Below are 22240 nucleotides of genomic sequence, written 5' to 3' on the forward strand. Positions count from 1 at the left end.
AATATCGCACATCTTCTTGTTTTTTTCAAAGAACATTGTCATTTTTTTCTAATAAAATTCAATCGATAAAAAATTGACTTTTAACCGAATAACTTGGTGGCTATGAATTGTCCAGGTTTAAATAATATATGTGCATATGAATACTTGGTTCTAAAACTAACCAGTTTGGAGAAAAACAAAAATAGCTCTAAACTTTGGCTGTGTTTTTCATATCCTGCATAGATCAAATTCATTTGCTATAAATATATTGTCCCTGACGGGACATTATCTTGTAGTTTTGTAAAGACCTTCAAAAAAATATTATTAAGAAAATGTCACAGAAAATAAATTTAATTGGTCTTTTAGAATTGATGAAATAAATGGCATTAAACAGGGGCTGCTATTACATTCATTTCTGTTTTTTATTGAATGGATTACCCATTGATAATTATGGAACGCTAAGTTATGGTAAGCGAGTTATTACCCATTGTTTTTATGATCATAGTTGCTGTAGGACTTGCAGCTGTTATCTTAATTTTAAGCTCTCTTTTAGGTCCCCGGCGTCCGGAAGCAGTTAAACTTAGCCCCTATGAATCAGGCATGGAACCATTTGGTGAGGCGCATCAACGGTTTTCAATTCGGTTTTATATCATTGCCATGTTGTTTGTTATTTTCGACATCGAAATCATTTTTTTCTATCCCTGGGCGATAGTATATAAAGATTTCCTTTCTCTTGGGAATTTTATTTTATTCGAGATGTTGGTTTTTGTAGCATTGTTGCTGGTAGGATATGTTTATGCATGGAAGAAGGGAGCGTTCGAATGGGACTAGAAAGCAAATTGGGCGATAACATTTTCACCACCCAGCTTGATAAATTTATCAATTGGGGGCGTAAAAATTCTTTATGGCCAATGCCATTTGGAACCGCATGTTGTGGAATTGAGTTAATGGCCGTCCTGGGTCCGAAATATGATTTAGCCCGGTTTGGCGCGGAAGCGATTCGCTTTTCCCCGAGACAATCTGATTTGATGATCGTTGCCGGCAGAATTAGCATTAAAATGATGCCCGTATTACAGAGAATTTTCCAACAAATGCCGGAGCCGAAATGGGTCATTTCCATGGGTGCTTGTGCATCGACCGGTGGCGTGTTCGATACCTATTCAACCATACAGGGAGTGGATAATTTTATTCCTGTAGATGTTTACGTTCCCGGATGTCCACCTCGTCCCGAGACAGTGATTGATGCCGTGATGAAAATTCAAGCAATGATTGAAAAAGAATCCTCAAAAAAATATAAGTGAACCAGAGAATAGTAGTGGCCGGCAATCAAGAACTGATAGATTTTGTAAAATCCAAATTTAGCTCCTCCGTTTTAGAAACTAGTAACCAGTTCAACCAGGCTTCTGTTTCTGTGCGCAAAGAACATTTATTGGAAATCCTGGAATGCCTACGAGACGATCCCGTGACCCAATTTGATTACCTTATGGATGTTTGCGGCGTGGATTATTTGGAGATGGGCGGAATCGAACGCTTTTGCGTGGTGTACCAATTGTATTCCTCACAACACAATCATCGCCTTCGAATTAAAACATATATCTCTGAGAGTGATTTGACTGTGGATACGGTTAGCCCATTGTGGCTTTCAGCCGAGTGGGCGGAACGTGAAGTCTATGATATGTATGGAATTAAGTTTAATAATCATCCGGATATGAGAAGAATTTTAAATCCTGATGATTTTGAAGGGTTTCCTCTACGTAAAGAGTTCCCTTGTGAAGGAATTGGATTCCGTGAAAACTTTAAAAAAGTTGAACGAATGACTGGTTTGGATTAAATAAAAACCAATGGCAGAAACGAAAGAAATCGAAGAACAAATTCATCAGGCTGAACCGGTTGTCGATGACTTCCTTTATGACGCGAAAGACAGCCGAATGCTTCTTAACTTTGGGCCCTCACATCCGGCGACCCATGGCACCCTGCGTTTAATACTTGAATTAGAAGGAGAAATTGTTGTCAAATGTACACCTGACCTTGGCTTTCTTCATCACGGTTTTGAAAAATTGGGTGAATATAGATCTTACAACCAGGTTGTAACGATTACGGATCGGATGAATTATCTTTCTCCGATGAACAATAATTTTGCTTATATTTTAGCAATTGAAGAGTTGTTCGAACTTGAAATTCCAAAACGCGCACAATATTTTCGTGTCATTCTTGCCGAGCTTTCAAGGATCATGGACCATCTGTTGAACATTGCGACCCAGGCCATGGATTTGGGTGCATTCACAGCTCTGCTTTACCTGTTCAGGGAACGGGAAAATATTTACAATTTATTTGAATTGATTACGGGGACCCGATTGACCATCAGTTATGTAAGACTGGGTGGATTTGCAGTTGATCGGGATATTCCGGAAGAATTCTTTACTAATCTGCAAAAATTCCTTACAGGTTTGCCAAACACCCTGGAAGATGTAGATAATCTGCTTTCGCATAATCAAATCTGGTTGAATCGAACCAAAGATGTTGGCGTCATTACCAAAGAAGACGCTATAAAATATGCGATCACGGGTCCATGTCTCAGGGCTAGCGGCATCCCGCTCGACATTCGAATAACGCAACCCTATTCTTCTTATGAAGATTTTGATTTTGACATACCGGTAGGAGAAAGCGGAGATGTTTATGATCGCTATCTTGTTCGAATGGAAGAGATGAAACAAGCTGTTCGAATTATCCAGCAAGCGGTAGAAAACTTACCAGAGGGAGAAATGAACGTTGATTCCAACAGCAAAGTTACCCTTCCTTCTAAAGATGAAGTGTATGGCTCTATTGAAGGTTTGATCCATCAATTTGAAATTATAATGGAAAATAGAGGAGCACTAGCCCCGGTTGGTGAATCGTATGTTGCCACCGAATCACCCAACGGTGAGCTGGGATTTTTCGTGATCAGCAACAAAGGCCGCGGACCTTACAGATTCCGTGTTCGCCCACCCTCTTTTTATCATTACCAGATTCTTCCCAGTTTGGTGGAAGGATATATGTTGTCGGATTTGGTGGCGGTTTTGAGTAGTTTGAACCTCATTGCCGGTGAGTTAGATCGATGATTTATCTTTTATTTTCCCTGGATTTAGAATGAGTGTTGAAACGGCAACGGATAAGATACAATTTTCTCAAGAAGGTAAAGTTGAAGTAGAAAGAATCCTCGGCAATTATCCCAATAAGGAAGCCGCAATGCTTCCCGTCCTGCATCTGGCAAAAAAAGAATTTAAAACAATCACACCGGAAGTGATGGAATATGTTGCAAGCTTGCTGGATGTGAGCCCAATAAATGTTGCAACCGTAGTTTCTTTTTATACACTTTACCCGCGGGAAGAAGAAGGGCGGCATGTGATTCAAGTTTGCGCAACATTATCCTGTGAAATAATGGGTGCCACATCGGTTGTGGATCACATTGCAAAAAAATTGAAAATCAAAGTGAGTGAAACAACAAAGGATAAGCGTTTTACTCTTAAGAAAGTTGAATGTCTGGGTTCTTGCGACACTGCCCCGATGATGCAAATTAACGATGATTATTACGAGAACCTGACCATTGAAAGAATTGATGAAATTCTTGATAGTTTGAAATAGGAATCAAATAGTATACGAATGGCTGAACATTATTTTCTTCAAAACAAAGATGAACCTGATTCAATTAAGATTGACTTTTATTTAAGCAATGGCGGCTACAAGGCTTTCGAGTCTATTGTTAAGGAAAAATCGCCTGATGAGGTCATCGAGTTCGTTAAGAAATCAGGTTTACGTGGCCGGGGCGGCGCTGGTTTTCCGACAGGAGTAAAATGGAGCTTTGTGCCAAAAGATTCTGACAAGCCTAAATATCTTGTCTGTAACGCTGATGAATCTGAGCCCGGTACCTTTAAGGATCGTTATCTCATTGAAAAAGAACCTCATATGCTCATCGAAGGAATAGCTATCGCTGCATATGCTATTCAATCGAATATTGCATACAATTACATCCGGGGTGAATTTGTTTATGGTTCAAATGTTTTTGAGCAAGCTGTAAAAGAAGCTGAAGAAAAGGGAATTTTAGGTACCAATATTTTTGGCAGTGGTTACGATTTAAAAATTGTTAATCATCGTGGCGCAGGCGCCTATATATGCGGTGAAGAAACAGGCTTATTAGAATCACTAGAAGGCAAGCGCGGATGGCCAAGATTGAAACCGCCGTTCCCTGCTATTGAAGGCGCTTTTAAATGTCCTACTATTGTTAATAATGTTGAAACATTGGTAAACCTACCTTTGATATTCAACCATGGTATAGAGTGGTTTTCAAGCATAGGTCCTAATGAAAAAAATTCCGGACCTAAATTATATTGTGTGTCCGGCCATGTGAAAAAACCCGGGTTGTATGAGTTTCCCATGGGGAAGAACCTCAAGGAATTAATTTATGAAGATTGTGGCGGTATGCGAAATGGGCACAAATTAAAAGCAGTTATTCCGGGGGGATCTTCGGTTCCGGTGATAACAGCCGATGAAATTGATGTTAGTATGGACTTTGATTCTATGGCTGAGATAGGGTCCATGCTGGGCTCTACTGGAGTCATTGTAATGGATGAAACTACCTGTATGGTAGATGCTTTACTCAATATTGAAAGATTTTATGCACATGAATCCTGCGGCCAATGTACTCCTTGCCGTGAAGGTACAACCTGGTTGGTAAAAATCTTACAGCGGATCGAGAGAGGTGAAGGTCGAATGGAAGATATGGATCTGTTGGATGACATTGCAGACAAAATCAATTTTCGTACAATATGTCCCTTGGGTGACGCCGCTGCTATGCCTGCAAACAGCTTTATCAATAAGTTCCGGGGGGAATTTGAAGAACACGTACGACGAGGTAAGTGTCCGGTTAAAAAAGACAAAAGTATAAAGGTTGTAGATGCCCACATTTAAATTAAACGATAAAGAAATTACAACTGAGCCTGGGAAAAATATTCTTCAGGCCGCGCTTGAAAATGGAATAGAAATACCCCATTATTGCTACCATCAATCATTAACAGTAGTGGGAAGCTGTCGGCTGTGTCTTGTTGAACTGAACAATGCGCCCAAATTAATCCCTTCTTGTGCAACTACAGTCCAGGATGGCATGGATGTAAAAACCGACACAGATACGGTAAAAGAAGCGATTGAGAGCATGCTGGAGTTTTTCTTAATCAACCATCCGCTTGACTGCCCTATTTGCGATAAAGCCGGTGAGTGCGATCTGCAGGATTACACCTTTAAATATGGCTCTTCGCATAGCCGTATGGTTGAAGAAAAACGGGTTCGGCCTACAAAGGATTTAGGTGGAAATATTCTTTTATATCGCAACAGGTGTGTGATGTGTACTCGTTGTGTTAGATTCTTCGAGGATATAGTGGGAGACCCATATCTAACCATTGAACACAGAGGCTATGAAACGGATATCTCGATTTTTCCAGGAAGAGGTTTAACTCATAAAATGACAGGGAATATCGTTGAGATTTGTCCTGTGGGCTGTTTGATTGATAAAGACTTTCTATTCAACTCAAGAGTATGGAATTTAACATCGACAAAAAGTGTATGCCCGGGTTGCAGCGCCGGTTGTAACATAGATATTCAGCATAAAGAAGAAAAGATCTATCGCATACAATCGAGACAGAACATGGAAGTAAACGAACATTGGATTTGTGATGACGGCCGTTATATTTATCATCGATTCGAAGACCTGGATCGCATCTCCTATCCGATGAAGAAAGCCAGAAATAAATTAAATAATACGAGTTGGGAAGAAGCATTATCGATTATTCATGACCGTTTAGTACTACTTAAGAGATCAAAGGAAACTTCTAAGATCGCCATTGTTGGATCGGCATTTGCCACCAATGAAGAGAACTACCTGCTTCGCAAAGTTTTTCATGAAGAATTAGGATGCAAAAATTTCTTTGTATATAATAGTCAACCACAGGGCGAAGACATCATTTATAAATCAGGGTTTACCATTTATGCGGATAAAAGTCCGAATTACCGCGGAGCAAAGTTGATATTAGGCGAAAAGTCTGATTTTTGGAATGAAATTAAAAACGGCAAAATCGAAGTTCTCTATTTTCTTAATGGTGATATAGATTTGAAGCTATCCGATAAGCAGAAAGATTTGCTTAAAAAGTTGGATTTTCTGGTTATACAGGATGTAGCTGTTAGTGATTTAACAATGGCAGCGGATGTTGTGCTTCCTTCAACCTATTTTGCAGAGCAATCCGGTTCTTACATAAATGCCAAGGGACAGATGCAAAAAATCCAGGCTGCTATTAAGCCGTCCGGTGATACTCACCAAGGTTGGCAAGTTTTATTAGACCTCTATAAAATGTTTAATGAGAATAGTACCATGGTAACCATTGGCGATGTCATCAATGATATGGTGCAAGAGGTAGAGGCTTTAAAAGATGTTTCCTTCTTTAAATTGGGTGATTATGGGATGAAACTGGAAAAGGCGACTGCATGACAGAAACGGGTCTTGCCTTGATCGATTTAGTTATTATGATCGCCAAAATTGTGCTTGTTGTGTTCATCAACGTTAATCTGGTTTTGGTTTTAATCCTGGCCGAACGAAAAATTAGCGCCTATATGCAAGACAGGATTGGTCCAAACCGGGTTGGACCAGGCGGTTTACTGCAACCGGTTGCAGATGGGATTAAGTTTATTTTCAAGGAAGATATAATCCCAAACCACGTAGAAAAAGTGATTTACGTTATTGCCCCAATGATGGTTTTGATCCCATCGATTCTGACATTTGCAGTAATCCCGTTTGGTCACAGTTTTTCTGCGTTTGGCAGAGAAGTCAATTTGCAAATAGCAAATCTAAATGTAGGATTGCTTTATATTTTTGCGTTGGTCTCGTTGAGTGTGTATGGTTTAATTCTCGGTGGCTGGGCATCCAATAGCAAATACCCTTTATTCGGTGCTATTCGTTCTTCTGCCCAGGTGATCAGCTATGAGCTTTCCATGGGACTCGCCTTAATCGGAGTCCTGATGATAGCCGGAACATTACGTTTGGATGAAATGGTTAAGCAGCAATCACAATTATTGTTTGGTATACTGCCTAATTGGAATATTTTTTTACAGCCTGTTGGATTTATCATATTCTTGATTTCAATTTTTGCGGAGACCAATCGTTTGCCTTTCGATTTGTCAGAAGCAGAACCCGAATTGGTCGCGGGTTATCATACAGAATATAGCAGTATGAAATTTTCCATGTTTTTCATGGGAGAATATATTGCAATGATTACGGCTTCTGCTTTGATCAGTACACTGTATTTTGGCGGTTGGGATTTTCCTTATGTGGATGAAAGCCAAATGGGATTATGGGGAGTAGTGCTTTCGTTGGTAGCTTTTGCAGCAAAAACCGGTTTTTTCCTCTTCTTTTTTATTTGGATTCGCTGGACTATTCCCCGATTCAGATTCGATCAATTAATGCGCTTAGGGTGGAAGGTACTTCTTCCGATTGCCCTGGCGAATGTTGTTGTAACAGGCATCATTATCAGTTTATTGTATTAAGAGGTTTTATGGCAATTATCAAAGTAGCTTACAAACCAAAATGGACGGATAAATTTTATTTTCCTGCAATTGTGAAAGGTATGTTCATTACGTTGAGACATATGTTCAAGAAAAAGTATACCATTCAATATCCTGAAGAAAAATGGATTCCAGCACCTGGTCATCGGGGCGCCATTCGTCTTAACAGGGATGAGCAGGGTAGAGTCAAATGTGTCAGTTGCGAAATGTGTTCAACAGCATGTCCTGCAAAATGTATTTCGATGACAGCTGGTGTTGCGCCATGGGATGACAGGGAAAAATATCCGGTTCGATTTGAAATTGATATGCTTCGATGTATCCTGTGCGGAATGTGTGAAGAAGCCTGTCCGGAGGATGCCATTCAACTCACCGAAATTTATGATTTCTCCGCCTACACGCGTGAGGAACTGATCTGGGATAAAGAGAGATTGCTTAAGAATTATGACTTAACAGCAGATGGAAAATATTTTGATCGTTCTAAAGAAGAAACAGGATTTTAATAAGCAATGATATCGTTTTTCTTTTTCTTTTTTTCTGTGATTGTAATAGCATCGGCCATTGTTATGATTTTGCATAAGAATCCGGTTTACAGTGCCTTATTTTTGATCATCACTTTTTTTGGCATTGCAGGATTTTATTTTCTGTTAGAAGCTCAATTCCTGGCCATTGTTCATATTATTGTTTATGCCGGAGCAATTATGGTGCTTTTTCTTTTCGTGATTATGTTGCTGAATTTACGCCAGGAAGCCCGAATGCCCATTGGCAAACCATTCCAGGTTTTGTTTGGTTCAGTATTATCTGTTTTATTCTTGTCCCAAATCTTTTTGATTATCTATAAAGGATCCGTTACGGGTAAAATTGGCAATTTTCCACCGGAGAAAATTAACGAGTTGGGAAGTGTGGAAGTTTTAGGTGGTAAACTTTTTACGGATTATTTATTTCCTTTTGAAGCAGCGTCCATACTTTTACTGATAGGAATAGTTGGTGCAATTGTATTAGGCAGCAAACACCTTCCAAAAGAAGAATAAGTGAAAGGAATATTAAATCAATGATACCTGTCGAGTATTTTCTAATTGTAGCAGCTGTGCTTTTCGCCATTGGTGTACTAGGTGTACTTATGCGAAGAAATGCTCTCGTCATTTTTATGAGTATTGAATTAATGTTAAATGCGGTAAATTTAACATTTGTAGCATTGGCGCGTCAACTTAACTCCGTAGATGGTCAAATCTTTGTATTTTTTATTATGACTGTCGCAGCAGCAGAGGTTGCCGTTGGGCTTGCTATAATTATTTCGTTATTCCGGCTTAAAGGCACGATTAATGTTGATGAAATTAATCTTTTGCGTGGATAAAAGATAATGATTGCGTTCGTCAGGAGATTTGATGCTTGAATATGTATGGTTAGTTCCTCTATTCCCTCTAATTGGCGTTATTATTAATGGTTTTTTTGGTACAAAATTTAATGAGAAAACAGTTGGCATCGTCGGAAGCTCAGCTATTGGACTTTCCTTTTTAGTCTCGTTATCACTTTTTTCAGGTTTGTTGGATCTTCCTGAACAATCACGCATTTTTGAATATGATTTGTTTACCTGGATCGCCGCCGGCTCTTTTTCCGTAAAAGTCGGATTTCAGATCGATCCTTTGTCTATGGTCATGCTTTTAGTGGTTACGGGTGTCTCCACGATCATTCATGTTTATTCAATAGGCTATATGCATGGCGATAAAGGAATCGCACGATACTTTACCTACCTGAATCTATTTGTCTTTTCCATGCTTCTACTGATTATGGCAAATAATTTTCTGTTAATGTTTGTCGGTTGGGAAGGAGTAGGTCTCTGTTCTTATTTGTTAATTGGATTCTGGTATGAAAATAAAGATTATGCATATGCCGGTCGCAAGGCTTTTGTCGTAAATAGAATTGGCGATTTCGGTTTCTTGTTGGCTGTATTTCTAATATTTGTAACGTTCGGTACACTGGATTTTACAGAAGTATTTTCTCAGGCTGCCAGTAATTTTTCGGTTGGCAATGATACTATGACTGCAATTGCTCTTTTACTTTTTGTCGGTGCGGTTGGCAAATCTGCACAAATTCCACTTTATGTCTGGTTACCCGATGCCATGGCTGGTCCGACACCGGTTAGCGCTTTGATCCATGCAGCTACAATGGTAACAGCCGGCGTATATATGATAGCCCGTACCAATGTGATTTATACACTATCACCTATAGCCATGGGTGTTGTCGCGGTTGTTGGAGCATTAACAGCTATTTTTGCCGCAACCATAGGAATCACTCAATTTGATATTAAGCGGGTGTTGGCTTATTCAACCGTAAGCCAATTGGGATATATGATACTTGGTGTCGGAGTTGGAGCGTTTTCAGCTGGCATATTCCATCTCATGACACATGCATTTTTCAAAGCCCTTCTATTTCTTGGCGCTGGAAGTGTTATGCATGCCATGTCCAATAATACCGACATGCGCATGATGGGTGGATTAAAAAAACATATGCCCATAACTTTCTGGACAATGTTTCTTGCAACCCTTGCAATAGCCGGGATTCCCGGCTTTTCCGGTTTTTTTAGTAAAGACGAAATCTTGTGGCAAGCTTTTTCAAGCCCCTACGGAGGTTATTGGTTATGGCTAATCGGTGCTATTGCTGCCGGCATTACCACTTTCTATATGTTTAGATTGATCTTTATGACATTTTTCGGTAATCTCCGGGCAGATAAGGAAATAGCCCATCACGTTCATGAATCGCCAAAAGTGATGACGATTCCTTTAATTCTGTTAGCGGTACTTGCGGTTATTGGTGGTTACGTGGGGATACCGGCTTTACTTGGAGGAAGTAATCATTTTGAGCATTTCCTGCATCCTGTTTTCGAGCAAAGCAGCAACATTAGAGAGGCATTTTTTAGCCATTCGGCTTCAGAAACTAACCATGAAATGGAAAAAACACTAATGGGCATCGTTTTGTTGATCAGTTTTGTAAGTATTGGCTTTGCATATCTTTTATATGTCAAAAAAACGGATATCCCGGATAGCATTGCCAATAGATTGGGTCTTATTTATAAGGCAGTATTCAATAAATACTATGTGGATGAGCTATATGATTTTCTTATTGTTCGGCCAATCCATAAACTGTCTGATTTAGTATTATGGAAAGTAGTAGATGTGAAAATAGTGGATGGGGCTGTTAATGGAACCGGATTTTTAGTTAGGACAACCAGTAAATATTTACGCAATATTCAAACCGGCTTCGTACAGAATTATGCTTTGGTATTTGTTCTTGGTGTTGTTGTAATATTATTTTTCATCATTTTTTGATTTCTGAATATGGAATTCTTGAACAATCATTTGCTTTCAATAGTAACTTTTCTGCCCCTGTTAGGAGGTTTTGTTTTATTGTTTATTGATCGGGAAAAGGTCGATTTCATACGAAATTTTACTCTTGGACTTACCTCACTTGTATTTTTAATATCTCTTCCATTGTTTATTAATTTTGATGCATCCAACCCTAATTTTCAATTTGAGGAAAAGACAGTTTGGATTGAATCTCTTGGTATTTCCTATCATTTGGGAATTGATGGAATCAGTATTCTCTTGGTACTGTTAACAACCTTCTTAACTCCGCTTGTAATTCTATCTTCCTGGACATCTATTCAAAAACGAGTTAAAGAATACATGATCATGTTCCTCATGTTGGAAACAGGGATGTTGGGCGCTTTTTGTGCTCTTGACCTTTTCCTGTTTTATATTTTCTGGGAAGGAATGTTAATCCCGATGTATTTCATCATCGGTGTTTGGGGTGGTAGCAGGCGAATTTATGCAACCATAAAATTCTTTATCTTTACTATGTTCGGTGGAGTTCTCATGCTGGTTGCCATTCTAGTTCTTTATTTTCTACACACCAAACAGTTCGGATTCTATAGTTTTGACTATATGGACTTAAAAGAAGTTATTATTTCAAGCAAAAGTCAGGTATGGTTCTTCCTGGCTTTTGCAACGGCATTTGCGATTAAAGTTCCGATGTTTCCTTTTCATACATGGTTGCCTGATGCACATGTTGAGGCTCCAACAGGAGGAAGTGTAATCCTTGCGGGAGTACTACTTAAAATGGGAACCTATGGATTTTTACGTTTTTGCCTGCCTTTTTTCCCCAATGCCAGTGAATCATTCATTGGATTGTTTTCAATTTTAGCCGTTATCGGTATTATATATGGCGCTCTTGTCGCAATGGTACAGCCGGATATCAAAAAGCTGGTTGCGTATTCGTCTGTCAGCCACCTTGGATTTGTGATGCTTGGCGTCTTTGCTATGAATACCGAAGCAATGCAAGGAAGCATAATTCAAATGGTCAATCATGGTTTGTCTACCGGCGCCCTATTTTTGCTGGTAGGAATGATTTACGAACGCCGTCATACAAGGTTAATTTCCGATTTTGGCGGACTGGCTAAACAGATGCCAATATTTGTCACTTTTTTTATGATTTTTACCATGTCTTCGATTGGTTTACCCGGACTAAATGGCTTTGTTGGAGAATTTCTAATATTGCTTGGAACATTTAAAGTCAATAAGGTTCTCGCAATTATTGCCACAAGTGGGGTAATATTAGCTGCGGTTTATATGCTTTGGATGTTTCAAAGAGTTAATTTTGGCAAGCTGGATAACCCTGAAAATAAAAAGCTCAAAGACCTAAACTGGCGTGAAATAACTATTTTAGTGCCGATTACTATACTTTGTTTTTGGATCGGCATTTACTCTTCGCCATTCCTCAAAAAAACGGAGGCCACAGTTAATAAGGTTCTTACTGAAGCCCGGGTAAGAAAAGAAAAAATCACCAGTCTTGAAATAAATGCTACCAAAGAATTGATAGAATTAACCTCTTCTGATCCCGGAGAAAAATAGATGGAATTCACATCACCAAATATTGAAATGAGTTCTATTTATCCGCAAATTGTGCTAACGGTTTTTGCCTGTATCCTCTTGTTAGTTCCCCTGTTTTTGAACAAAATCAAAAGAGAAACCCTGGCAATAATTGCAATAGCCGGAATCATCATAGCTCTTTGGGCAGTTATCAATTTATGGGATAAAAATGTTTCCGGTTTTAACGGAACAGTTATAGCAGATAATTTTTCACTTGCATTTACCATTGTATTTCTCGTTGGGGCCTTGCTTTCTATTCTTCTATCCCTGAATAAAGTAGAAAATGAATACTTGAATTACGGAGATTTTTACGGATTATTACTGCTGTCAACCGTCGGAATGATTATGATGGTTTCCACATCTAATTTGCTGGTTGTATTTTTGGGTTTGGAAATATTGTCTATCGCTCTTTATATTCTCACAGGAATCCGCAAAATGCGAATGGATTCTGTCGAAGCTTCCCTTAAATATTTTTTATTGGGTGCATTTTCTACAGGTTTCTTTTTGTATGGGATCGCGCTGGTTTATGGTGCTACCGGCACTTTGGATATGGTTGAGATCGGAGCATATATTCAGACTCAAGGCTTTAACGGTATTCTTTTGGTTTCCGGTGTAATTCTGTTAATGATCGGATTTTCCTTTAAAGCTGCGTTTGTACCTTTTCACATGTGGACTCCGGATGTTTACCAAGGTGCGCCCACACCGGTTACTGCATTTATGTCATCAGGGGCCAAAGGAGCTGCGATCGCACCCTTGATACGGATTATCATTGCCGGGTTGCCACTATCGGATTCGGAGTGGATTAGTATTTTATGGGTCGTGGCAGTTCTAACGATGTCGGTCGGTAATATCGTTGCCATTTCTCAAAATAATATCAAAAGAATGTTAGCATATTCCAGTATCGCTCATGCAGGATATTTGCTTATCGGTGTAATTGCAGGAAGCGATTCGGGTCAATCAAGCGTACTTTTTTATCTCCTTGTTTATACATTCATGAACTTAGGCGCTTTTGGTGTGATTTCCTACATGGGTTATTCCAATAAACAAGAGAATCTAAATGTTGAAGATTACAGAGGCTTAGGATACCGACATCCTTTTGCCGCGTTAGCAATGGCCATATTTATGTTTAGTTTGGCAGGTATTCCGCCAACGGGTGGTTTCGTCGGTAAATTTTATATCTTTAGCGCTGCCATTCAATCAGGCTATGTTTGGCTGGTTATAATCGGAGTTTTGAATTCCGTGATCTCTGTCTATTATTATTTGCGAGTGGTTATTAATTTATATATGCGAGATGCTGAACGTGAAATTAAGGTACCTAAAGCGAGTTTAGGCCTTTCGTTTGCAATACTTTTGGCAATGCTGGCTGTGCTGCAAATGGGGATAATGCCTTCAGGATTATTTGAATTTTTTCAAGAATCAATTTTGGTATTACCATAATTTTTTGACAATATATTTCAAAAAAGGGGATAAGTGTTTTTCTCTTGCATGAATTAATTAACCTGAACAATTCATTGCCAAAAAGGCTCGAGGCATAATCCAAAAGTTAGTTGAAAAAAAAGAAGGAAATAAGTTTTATAATATAAATCGAAAGAAACTCAGTTTTTAATCGTAGTTCTTCTAAGTTAGATAATTTTAGTATCTTAGAGTCTTGGCGGCAGAATTTATGAATAATGCAGGTTAATAAAATTAGGAAGTATTTATTATTTAGTTATGAATTACAAAATATCCGAAGCGAAATTTAATAAACTTCAAACTGATATTCTAATTTTACCCGTTTTACAAAATGAAAAAATCACTTCATTTGGTTTACCTAAAAAGATGAGTGATTCAATCGAAATGCTAACAGGTGGGTTGAGCGATTTCAAAGGGGAAAAACATGAAATTTATAATGTCTCAACTAGAGGCCAAGTAGAGAATCTCTCTCGTATTATTCTCCTTGGATTAGGAGAAAAGGAAAATTATACTTGTGATATCCTTCGAGATGCTTTCGGAAAACTTGTTAAAACATTAAAGAATTATCCAATTCAGCATGCAACAATATGGACAAGAGAAAAATGTGTAGTGAATAAGGATTGGGCTCGTTTTACTCAAACTGTGGTCGAGGGGATTGAGTTGGGAGCCTATAGTTTCGATGCATACAAAAAAAAATCGAAAGATAAGGAGTCAAAACTCAAATTAAAAAATATCGATTTGATTTCAATTCCGAATAATGTCAAAGATCAAGTTTTAAATGGCTTTAAAAAAGGGATGTCAATATCTAAAGCTGTAAATTTTGCCCGTGATTTAGGAAATCATCCTGGAAATGTGGTTACACCTACAATGCTGGCGGAAACAGCGGAATCTCTCGCTGAGGAATTTGATTTGAAATGTACCATTCTATCCGAAAAAGAGATGGAACGCCTCAAAATGGGTGCTTTATTAGGAGTGTCTAAAGGAAGTAACCAACCGGCAAAAATGATCATTTTGGAACACCAAAAGGGTAAAAAGAAACAATCTCCCATATTATTTGTCGGTAAAGGGGTCACGTTTGACAGCGGGGGAATTTCCATAAAACCAGGCAAAAGCATGGATGAAATGAAATTTGACATGTCTGGTGGAGGCAATGTTTTGGGGATCATGCGAGCAGTCGCTGATCTGAAAATCCCGTTAAATGTTATTGGAATTATACCTGCAGTTGAAAATCTGCTAGGTGGAAGCGCTACTAAACCGGGTGATATTCTTACTTCAATGTCCGGTACAACCATCGAAGTACTTAATACAGATGCCGAAGGAAGACTCATACTTGCGGATGCTCTTACCTATGCCGAGCGCTACAAACCCTCAGCAGTTGTAGATCTAGCCACCTTAACCGGCGCTGTGGTTGTTGCTTTGGGTCCTACCGCTGCAGGCCTTATGGGAAATGATCAATCTCTTATTGAAGAGATTCAGGAAGCTGGTAAAATTTCCGGTGAAAAAGTGTGGCCATTGCCGCTCTATGACGATTATAAAGATCAAATAAAAAGTGACGTATCAGACATAAAAAATATCGGCCAATCTGGTGCCGGTTCTTCGGTTGCCGCTGCTTTTTTGGCGGAATTTACACAAAAGTACAAATGGGTTCATTTAGATATTGCCGGCGTTGCCTGGTCCACAAAAGATTTGCCTATTTCTCCAAAGGGATCGACAGGGTTTGGCATAAGATTGCTGGTAGAGTGGATATTAAAAAGTAAAGCTAATAAATAAAATTGGCTATTCCTTAAATATTAGAAATCATTGCAAAGCAATTATGATTTTATTACATTAGAGAGCTTATAGATAAATAAAAAAGGTTTTAACTAATTGTTCTCAAGGGATTTATAGCTATTACTAGGTTTTCATGGAAGTAGTATGTTTGAAGAGATTTCAAATAAACTTAACAATGTTTTCCGCAAAATAAAAGGCCAAGGGAAGCTTTCGGAAACGAACATCAAAGATGCTCTTCGTGATATTAGAAGAGTGTTGTTGGAAGCTGATGTAAACTTTAAAGTCGCCAAAAAATTCATTGAAAAGGTTCAGGAAAAAGCCATTGGTCAGGAAGTTGTAAAAAGTGTAACACCAGGACAGCAGATTGTTAAAATAGTCAATGATGAATTGACTCATTTAATGGGACAAACATTTGAAGATTTGCATTTTTCGAATATACCACCAACGATTTTTATGGTGGTGGGGTTGCAAGGGTCTGGAAAAACTACCTTCGTTGGAAAATTAGCTAAATATTATTCTTCACACGGCCATTTCCCACTCATGGTTGCAGCAGATATTTACCGTCCGGCAGCAGTACAACAGTTACAAACATTAGGCAATCAAATTAATGTGCCTGTATATTCTGAAGCGGGTAGAACCCCAATTGAATTATGTAAGCAGTCGGTTCCTTTCGCTCGTAAAAACAACAAGGATGTTATCATTATAGATACTGCGGGACGACTTCATATCGATCAAAAGATGATGGATGAATTGGTAAAAATTAAAGAGACGGTTACTCCAAACGAAATTTTATTTGTTGCAGATAGCATGACAGGCCAGGATGCAGTGAATTCGGCATTGGAATTCCAAAACCAACTTGATTATAATGGGGTTGTTCTTACTAAAATGGATGGTGATGCCCGGGGTGGAGCGGCTCTTTCGATAAAGGCAGTAACAGGTAAACCTATAAAATTTATCAGTTCCGGCGAAAAATTGGATGCTTTAGAAAGATTTCATCCTGATAGAATGGCGTCGCGTATTCTTGGCATGGGTGATATATTAACCTTAGTAGAAAGAGCTCAAGATGTAGTTGATCATGAAAAAGCTAAAAAATTTGAGAAGAAGTTAAAACATTTTGATTTTACGCTTGAAGATTTTCTTGATCAGATGCAGCAAGTAAAGAAAATGGGACCTTTGCAACAAGTTATGGAAATGATCCCGGGTTTAAATATGTCAAAAATGGTTGATCAAATTGATGATTCTGCTTTAATCCAGACTGAAGCTATTATTCAATCAATGACGAGACAGGAAAGGTATAAGCCACAAATTATAAATGGAAGTAGAAGAAAAAGAATTGCGAGAGGAAGCGGAACCAGCGTGCAAGAGGTAAATAGATTACTTAATCAATTTACACAAATGCAGAAAATGTTTAAACGCATGAGTAAACTAGGGAAAAGAGGATTGCCCAAGGGAGCATTTCCTCTGAACTTATCATAAATGAATAAGCAATAGAAGAAGGAGAATTGATTTGGCAGTTAAGTTGAGATTAATGAGAATGGGAAGGAAAAAGAGACCTTTTTATAGAGTTATAGCTATAGACTCCAGATCTCCACGGGATGGCAAATATCTCGAAAAACTAGGAACATATAATCCCTTGACTGAGCCTTTGGAAGTTTCGATCAATGAGGAAAGGGCACTTTATTGGTTGGGCGTGGGTGCAATTCCATCTGATACGGTTAAATCTTTGCTGCGGAGGGAAGGGATTCTTTATAAATGGGATTTGATCAGGAAAAAACTTTCTGAAGAAGAGTTGGATGAAAAAATGAAGCTTTGGGATGTGATCAAATTAGAAAGACAGAAAAAACTCCAGGCTAAACTGGAAGAGAAAAAATCACAAGCAACGAAAAAATCTGAAGAACAAAAAGCTAAAATCGAGGAACAAGAAAAAAAGGAAGAGAAAAAAGCAGAAGCAAAAGAAACTGTAGCTGCTGTAGATGCCCAAGTCGATGCTGAGGTTGCAGAAAAGACTGTTGAAGAGAAGGTAGTACCTGAAGACGTGAATGATGAGGTTGAAGCGGTAGTAGAAGAAAAACCCGCTGTCGAGGATGTTAAAGCGCAGACACCGGAACCAAAATCGGAAAATGAATCAGAATCTCCAGAGGAAGTTCGATAAGCTTTACCAACAAGGACAATACCTCCATGTCTAGGCAGGAAAAATTCATTGATATCTTTTTTTGTTAACCATGGACTGAGTATCTGAAGAATAATGGCGAATTTTTGGAAACGCTTTCAAAAGAGCTCAGAGCCTGGTGCAGGTAACATTGGCCACAACCAGCAAGGAGGGTCGGAAATGAAGGAATTTGTCGAGTTCATTGCAAAGCATCTGGTCGATAAGCCGGATGAGGTGCGTGTTAGTGAGATTGATGGCGAGCGCACAGTCGTATATGAGCTTCGTGTTGGAGATGGTGATCTTGGCAAAGTAATTGGAAAAAGAGGCCAAACAGCCAAATCCATTCGTACATTGCTAGCTGCGGCGTCTGCAAAAACTGGCAGGCGAGCTGTTTTAGAAATTTTAGAATAGGCTTCTGTCAGCAATGTCAGACAATGCTGACCTGGTACGAGTCGGCATAATTATCAAACCCCATGGAATCCGTGGAGAGTTAAAAGTTAAGCCGTTAACGGATAGCCCTAATCGGTTTCATAGTCTGTCTGAAATATTCATGATTCCGGTTGACGGGGATAATAGCTTTTCTGCCAAAATTGAAAGTGTAAGATTACATCAAAACAAAGTTCTTATAAAATTAGATTGTATTAACTCTGTTAATGAAGCTGAAACAGTAATTGGTTACGAAATATGTATAAATCGGGAAGAATGTATTGAATTACCTTCCGATACTTATTTTGCTTTCGATCTAATCGGCTTGAAAGTTTTATCCCCGGTAGGAGAGTATGTTGGTACGATTGCTGATGTGTTGTCATCTCCAGGACAGGATTTATTGGTTGTTAAGAAAAAGAATAATAAAAAAGTAATGATTCCATTTGTAGCAGAAATAGTTACAGATATTTCAATAGATCAAAAGCGAATCAAAATACAAGATTTGCCAGGACTACTTGATTTGGAAACGGGACAATAAATGAGAATAGATCTTGTCACAGCTTTTCCTTATTTAGCCGAAAGCCCCATTGAAGAAAGTATTATTAAACGAGCCCGGCATAAGAAATTGGTTGATATCAATATTCATGATCTGAGGGAATTCACCTCTGATAAACACCATAAGGTTGATGACTATCCTTATGGGGGTGGGCCGGGTATGGTTATAAAGCCTGAGCCTTTTTTTAGATGTGTCGATCATATCTTTAAATCCTTAGATTCTGAATGTAATAGTAAAATAATTTATTTGAGCCCTCAGGGAAGAGTCTTCAACCAACAGATAGCGAACGAATTGGCTAAGGAATCGCACCTTGTATTTTTGTGTGGGCATTATAAAGGAATTGATGAAAGAATAATTGAAGCATTGGTGACTGATGAAATATCTTTGGGCGATTATGTGTTAACTGGTGGCGAATTACCGGCGCTTGTGATAATGGATGCCATAATTAGGCTGATCCCAGGTGCAATTAGTGATATTGAATCAGCTACCACGGATTCTTTTCAACAAGAGTATCTTGATTGCCCGTATTATACCAGGCCTGAAGAGTATCGTGGAATGAAGGTGCCGGAGGTGCTGCTATCTGGCCACCATGAAAATATTCAGAAATGGCGGAAAGAACAATCACTGGACCGTACAATGGCAAGACGAAAAGATTTAATAAAGGAAAAATGTTAAATAATATGACAATAATTGAGGAGAAGTAAGATGGGAAAGCTTGAAGGTGTTGGGATGGATTTACTTAGAGATGACTTGCCTGAGTTTGCACCCGGTGATACAATAGCCGTACACGTAAAAGTAAGAGAGGGTGACAAGGAACGAATCCAAATTTACCAGGGTGTTGTCATTAAAATACGAGGTGCAGGTATCAACAAAACTTTTACAGTACGTAAGATATCAAATGGTGTAGGTGTTGAAAGGATATTTCCGCTTCATTCCCCCAATATTGCGAAAATTGATATGATCCGTCGCGGAAAAGTACGAAGAGCTAAGCTTTATTATTTAAGAAATTTAACAGGAAAAGCTGCACGGATTGAAGAAAAAACGACTTAATATTTTCTTTAATTTTTAAAATAATTTATTTTTATAATTTACTTTTACCGCCTTTTTTCAGAAAGGGAGTTTTTTATTAATTTAGTACTTGCTATTATTGAATATAATCGATATATTGCCACTTCATTTTGATGTTTAATGGATTCGGGCAATATCCATTTATTCGAAATCAATAAGGATTGGATGTGTTCTTATTGAAATATTTAAAATTCGATTCTAAAGGAATTATGAATAACAAAATGATCGATGCAGAAACAATAAAAACAGAACTGGAAACGATCCACTATCCAAATACCGATCAAGGTTTGGTTACATATGGCGCTGTGAAAAATGTCGTTGTAGAGGATTCAATAGCTAAGCTTGTTTTGGAGATTGATAGTAAAGATCAGCAGTTAAGAAAACAAATTTCAAAGACAATTCGAGAGAAGATTAAAGGGCTCGATGGAATTAAACAAATTTCTATGGAAATTGGAACTCCCACAGCTAAAGTAAAACCTCAACCGAAACCTTCGCATGTTCCATCTGACAAGACAGCTCCAAAACTATTAACTGATATTAAGTATAAAATAGCGGTCGCCAGTGGAAAAGGAGGTGTTGGTAAATCAACGGTTGCTACCAATTTAGCCCTTGGGCTTGCACAAAGAGGCGCCCGGGTTGGATTGTTAGATGCTGATATTTATGGCCCAAACATACCAATAATGATGGGCATTAATAAAAAGCCGGCTGCACGAGGAAACCGGATATTGCCCATTGATCGTTATGGGATCAAACTTATGTCAATTGGATTTTTTTTGGAAGATGATTCACCCGTGGTGTGGCGTGGACCAATGGTGGGTAAAGCGATTGAACAATTTATGAAAGATGTTTCATGGGAGGATGTTGACTATTTTATAGTGGACATGCCGCCAGGAACAGGAGATGCCCAGATTAGTTTATCCAGTCTGATAAAGTTGGATGGTTCAATTATTGTTACGACTCCACAGGATGTAGCACTTGCTGATGTGATTAGAGGTGTCCGTATGTTTCAAAAAGTGGATGTGGATATTATCGGAGTTATTGAAAACATGAGCTATTTTGTTTGCCCTCATTGTCAAGAACGAACAGAGATATTTGACCATGGAGGTGGTTTAAAAACAAGTGAAAAGTTAAATGTTCCTTTTCTTGGTTCAATTCCGCTTGATATTGAAGTTAGAATTGCAGGAGATATTGGAAAGCCCATAGTCATTGGTAAACCGGAGTCACCACAATCTCAAGCATTTCTGGATATTTCTGACAAAATTTTACAACAAATGCCATTATCGGAATTATGACAAAACAGCTTTTAAAAATCGACAAGGAAGTGTCATGACAAGTCCAAATAATAAAGTACAAATAATGAACAAATTTATGACCTAAGCGTATACAGTTAACTTTGTAATAAAATAAAATAATTAATCATCATTAAACAATAGGATAACTGGGGTATGGCACAAAAAAGAAATGAAAACTTGATGACCTATAAGGCTTCACTTGCTAACTATCTGCAGGATATTCAAAAGACGCCTCTCATAACGCAAGAGAAGGAAATAAAATTAGCTGAAGAGATATCAGAAGGTAGTGAACAGGCATTAAATCAACTTGTTGAGGCCAACTTAAGATTTGTAGTCTCTGTTTCAAAAGAGTATCAGAATAGAGGTCTTCCTCTTGAAGATTTAATAAACGAAGGGAATATTGGCTTGATCAAAGCAGCTCACAAGTTTGATCGAACCAAGGGGTTTCGATTTATTTCCTATGCTGTTTGGTGGATTCGTCAAGCAATTATGGAAGCAATTGTAAATCAGTCTAAAATGGTTAGATTACCCTTCAACAAAGTATGGGAAGTTTTTAAGGTTGAAAAAACTTATAATAAACTTCGCAAGAAATTAGCACGAGATCCGAGCATGGAAGAGGTAACCAAAGAACTTGGAATCTCTATCACTGACCTATCCGGTATAATGAAAAATTTTGGTAAAGATCTCTCATTAGATGAAATGATCAGTGATGACTATGATTCCACTCTTTTGGATTTTATTCCTGACGATAAATCTCCGCAGCCGGATAATTCTTTGATGGATGAATCATTAAAGATTGAAGTTTCGAAAGTATTAGATTCTTTGCCGATTCGTGAAGGTGAAATTCTAAAGTTGTATTACGGAATATCAGAAGAAAGAACACTAACTCTAAGTGAAATTGGAGATCGATTGAGCCTGAGTCGCGAACGAGTCCGGCAGATCAAGGAATTGGCTTTGCAAAAGCTTCGTAGAACCAGCAAAGGTAAAATGCTCCGCCAATTTCTTGGCTAGAAAACTAGTTCTAATAAATCTTTCGAAATAATCT

At 38.4% G+C, this 22240-nt stretch carries 23 protein-coding genes; all 23 read left to right on the forward strand.

Going from position 1 to position 22240, the window contains the following annotated elements; genetic code table 11:
- The first annotated feature begins 444 nt into the window (after window positions 1-444).
- The 23 genes from ndhC (at window position 445) to IIC38_04825 (ending at window position 22206) form a co-directional block, all read left to right on the forward strand.
- On the forward strand, window positions 445-810 hold the full coding sequence (gene ndhC, locus IIC38_04715; protein ID MCH8125245.1) for an NADH-quinone oxidoreductase subunit A: 366 nt from the start codon (window positions 445-447) through the stop codon (window positions 808-810).
- Window positions 801-1280 (forward strand): NADH-quinone oxidoreductase subunit B, encoded by a 480-nt coding sequence (locus tag IIC38_04720; protein MCH8125246.1) that lies wholly within the window; start codon window positions 801-803, stop codon window positions 1278-1280. Before ndhC ends, IIC38_04720 begins: the two co-directional genes overlap by 10 nt.
- Before the next feature lie 14 nt (window positions 1281-1294).
- Window positions 1295-1810 carry an NADH-quinone oxidoreductase subunit C gene (locus IIC38_04725; GenBank protein ID MCH8125247.1) on the forward strand — a complete coding sequence of 172 codons (516 nt, stop codon included), beginning with the start codon at window positions 1295-1297 and terminating at the stop codon, window positions 1808-1810.
- Between the two features lie 10 nt (window positions 1811-1820).
- Window positions 1821-3077 (forward strand): NADH dehydrogenase (quinone) subunit D, encoded by a 1257-nt coding sequence (gene nuoD / locus IIC38_04730; protein MCH8125248.1) that lies wholly within the window; start codon window positions 1821-1823, stop codon window positions 3075-3077.
- Between the two features lie 28 nt (window positions 3078-3105).
- Window positions 3106-3600, forward strand: a complete 495-nt coding sequence (locus IIC38_04735) for an NAD(P)H-dependent oxidoreductase subunit E (GenBank protein ID MCH8125249.1) — start codon at window positions 3106-3108, stop codon at window positions 3598-3600.
- A gap of 18 nt (window positions 3601-3618) precedes the next feature.
- Entirely contained in the window at window positions 3619-4923 is a 1305-nt protein-coding gene (gene nuoF / locus IIC38_04740) for an NADH-quinone oxidoreductase subunit NuoF (protein ID MCH8125250.1), read from the forward strand.
- Entirely contained in the window at window positions 4910-6490 is a 1581-nt protein-coding gene (locus tag IIC38_04745; protein ID MCH8125251.1) for a molybdopterin-dependent oxidoreductase, read from the forward strand. Before nuoF ends, IIC38_04745 begins: the two co-directional genes overlap by 14 nt.
- On the forward strand, window positions 6487-7542 hold the full coding sequence (gene nuoH, locus IIC38_04750; GenBank protein ID MCH8125252.1) for an NADH-quinone oxidoreductase subunit NuoH: 1056 nt from the start codon (window positions 6487-6489) through the stop codon (window positions 7540-7542). The genes IIC38_04745 and nuoH overlap by 4 nt, the downstream gene beginning before the upstream one ends.
- 8 nt (window positions 7543-7550) lie before the next feature.
- Window positions 7551-8060 carry an NADH-quinone oxidoreductase subunit I gene (locus tag IIC38_04755; protein MCH8125253.1) on the forward strand — a complete coding sequence of 170 codons (510 nt, stop codon included), beginning with the start codon at window positions 7551-7553 and terminating at the stop codon, window positions 8058-8060.
- 6 nt (window positions 8061-8066) lie between these two features.
- Complete coding sequence (locus tag IIC38_04760) at window positions 8067-8588, forward strand: NADH-quinone oxidoreductase subunit J (protein ID MCH8125254.1); 522 nt, start codon at window positions 8067-8069, stop codon at window positions 8586-8588.
- A gap of 20 nt (window positions 8589-8608) precedes the next feature.
- Window positions 8609-8911, forward strand: coding sequence for an NADH-quinone oxidoreductase subunit NuoK (gene nuoK, locus IIC38_04765; protein MCH8125255.1), 303 nt, complete (start codon window positions 8609-8611; stop codon window positions 8909-8911).
- 31 nt (window positions 8912-8942) lie between these two features.
- The gene (gene nuoL / locus IIC38_04770; GenBank protein ID MCH8125256.1) at window positions 8943-10883 is read left to right on the forward strand and encodes an NADH-quinone oxidoreductase subunit L; all 1941 of its coding nucleotides are present in this window, start codon (window positions 8943-8945) and stop codon (window positions 10881-10883) included.
- Window positions 10884-10892: 9 nt separating this feature from the next.
- Window positions 10893-12464 carry an NADH-quinone oxidoreductase subunit M gene (locus tag IIC38_04775; GenBank protein ID MCH8125257.1) on the forward strand — a complete coding sequence of 524 codons (1572 nt, stop codon included), beginning with the start codon at window positions 10893-10895 and terminating at the stop codon, window positions 12462-12464.
- Window positions 12465-13919, forward strand: coding sequence for an NADH-quinone oxidoreductase subunit N (locus IIC38_04780; GenBank protein MCH8125258.1), 1455 nt, complete (start codon window positions 12465-12467; stop codon window positions 13917-13919).
- A gap of 273 nt (window positions 13920-14192) precedes the next feature.
- A complete protein-coding gene (locus tag IIC38_04785; protein MCH8125259.1) occupies window positions 14193-15704 on the forward strand; it encodes a leucyl aminopeptidase in 1512 nt (503 codons plus the stop codon).
- A 144-nt stretch (window positions 15705-15848) separates the two neighbouring features.
- Window positions 15849-17180 (forward strand): signal recognition particle protein, encoded by a 1332-nt coding sequence (gene ffh / locus IIC38_04790; GenBank protein ID MCH8125260.1) that lies wholly within the window; start codon window positions 15849-15851, stop codon window positions 17178-17180.
- Window positions 17181-17211: 31 nt separating this feature from the next.
- Window positions 17212-17856, forward strand: a complete 645-nt coding sequence (gene rpsP, locus IIC38_04795; GenBank protein ID MCH8125261.1) for a 30S ribosomal protein S16 — start codon at window positions 17212-17214, stop codon at window positions 17854-17856.
- Between the two features lie 177 nt (window positions 17857-18033).
- Complete coding sequence (locus IIC38_04800; protein ID MCH8125262.1) at window positions 18034-18264, forward strand: KH domain-containing protein; 231 nt, start codon at window positions 18034-18036, stop codon at window positions 18262-18264.
- 13 nt (window positions 18265-18277) lie between these two features.
- Window positions 18278-18817 carry a 16S rRNA processing protein RimM gene (gene rimM, locus IIC38_04805; protein ID MCH8125263.1) on the forward strand — a complete coding sequence of 180 codons (540 nt, stop codon included), beginning with the start codon at window positions 18278-18280 and terminating at the stop codon, window positions 18815-18817.
- Window positions 18818-19510, forward strand: coding sequence for a tRNA (guanosine(37)-N1)-methyltransferase TrmD (gene trmD, locus IIC38_04810; protein ID MCH8125264.1), 693 nt, complete (start codon window positions 18818-18820; stop codon window positions 19508-19510).
- Between the two features lie 30 nt (window positions 19511-19540).
- Complete coding sequence (gene rplS / locus IIC38_04815; GenBank protein MCH8125265.1) at window positions 19541-19885, forward strand: 50S ribosomal protein L19; 345 nt, start codon at window positions 19541-19543, stop codon at window positions 19883-19885.
- Between the two features lie 239 nt (window positions 19886-20124).
- Window positions 20125-21195 carry an Mrp/NBP35 family ATP-binding protein gene (locus tag IIC38_04820; GenBank protein ID MCH8125266.1) on the forward strand — a complete coding sequence of 357 codons (1071 nt, stop codon included), beginning with the start codon at window positions 20125-20127 and terminating at the stop codon, window positions 21193-21195.
- A gap of 153 nt (window positions 21196-21348) precedes the next feature.
- Entirely contained in the window at window positions 21349-22206 is an 858-nt protein-coding gene (locus IIC38_04825; GenBank protein MCH8125267.1) for an RNA polymerase sigma factor RpoD/SigA, read from the forward strand.
- Window positions 22207-22240 lie beyond the last annotated feature (34 nt).

The sequence above is a fragment of the candidate division KSB1 bacterium genome (assembly GCA_022566355.1).
Classification (GTDB): domain Bacteria; phylum Zhuqueibacterota; class JdFR-76; order JdFR-76; family DREG01; genus JADFJB01.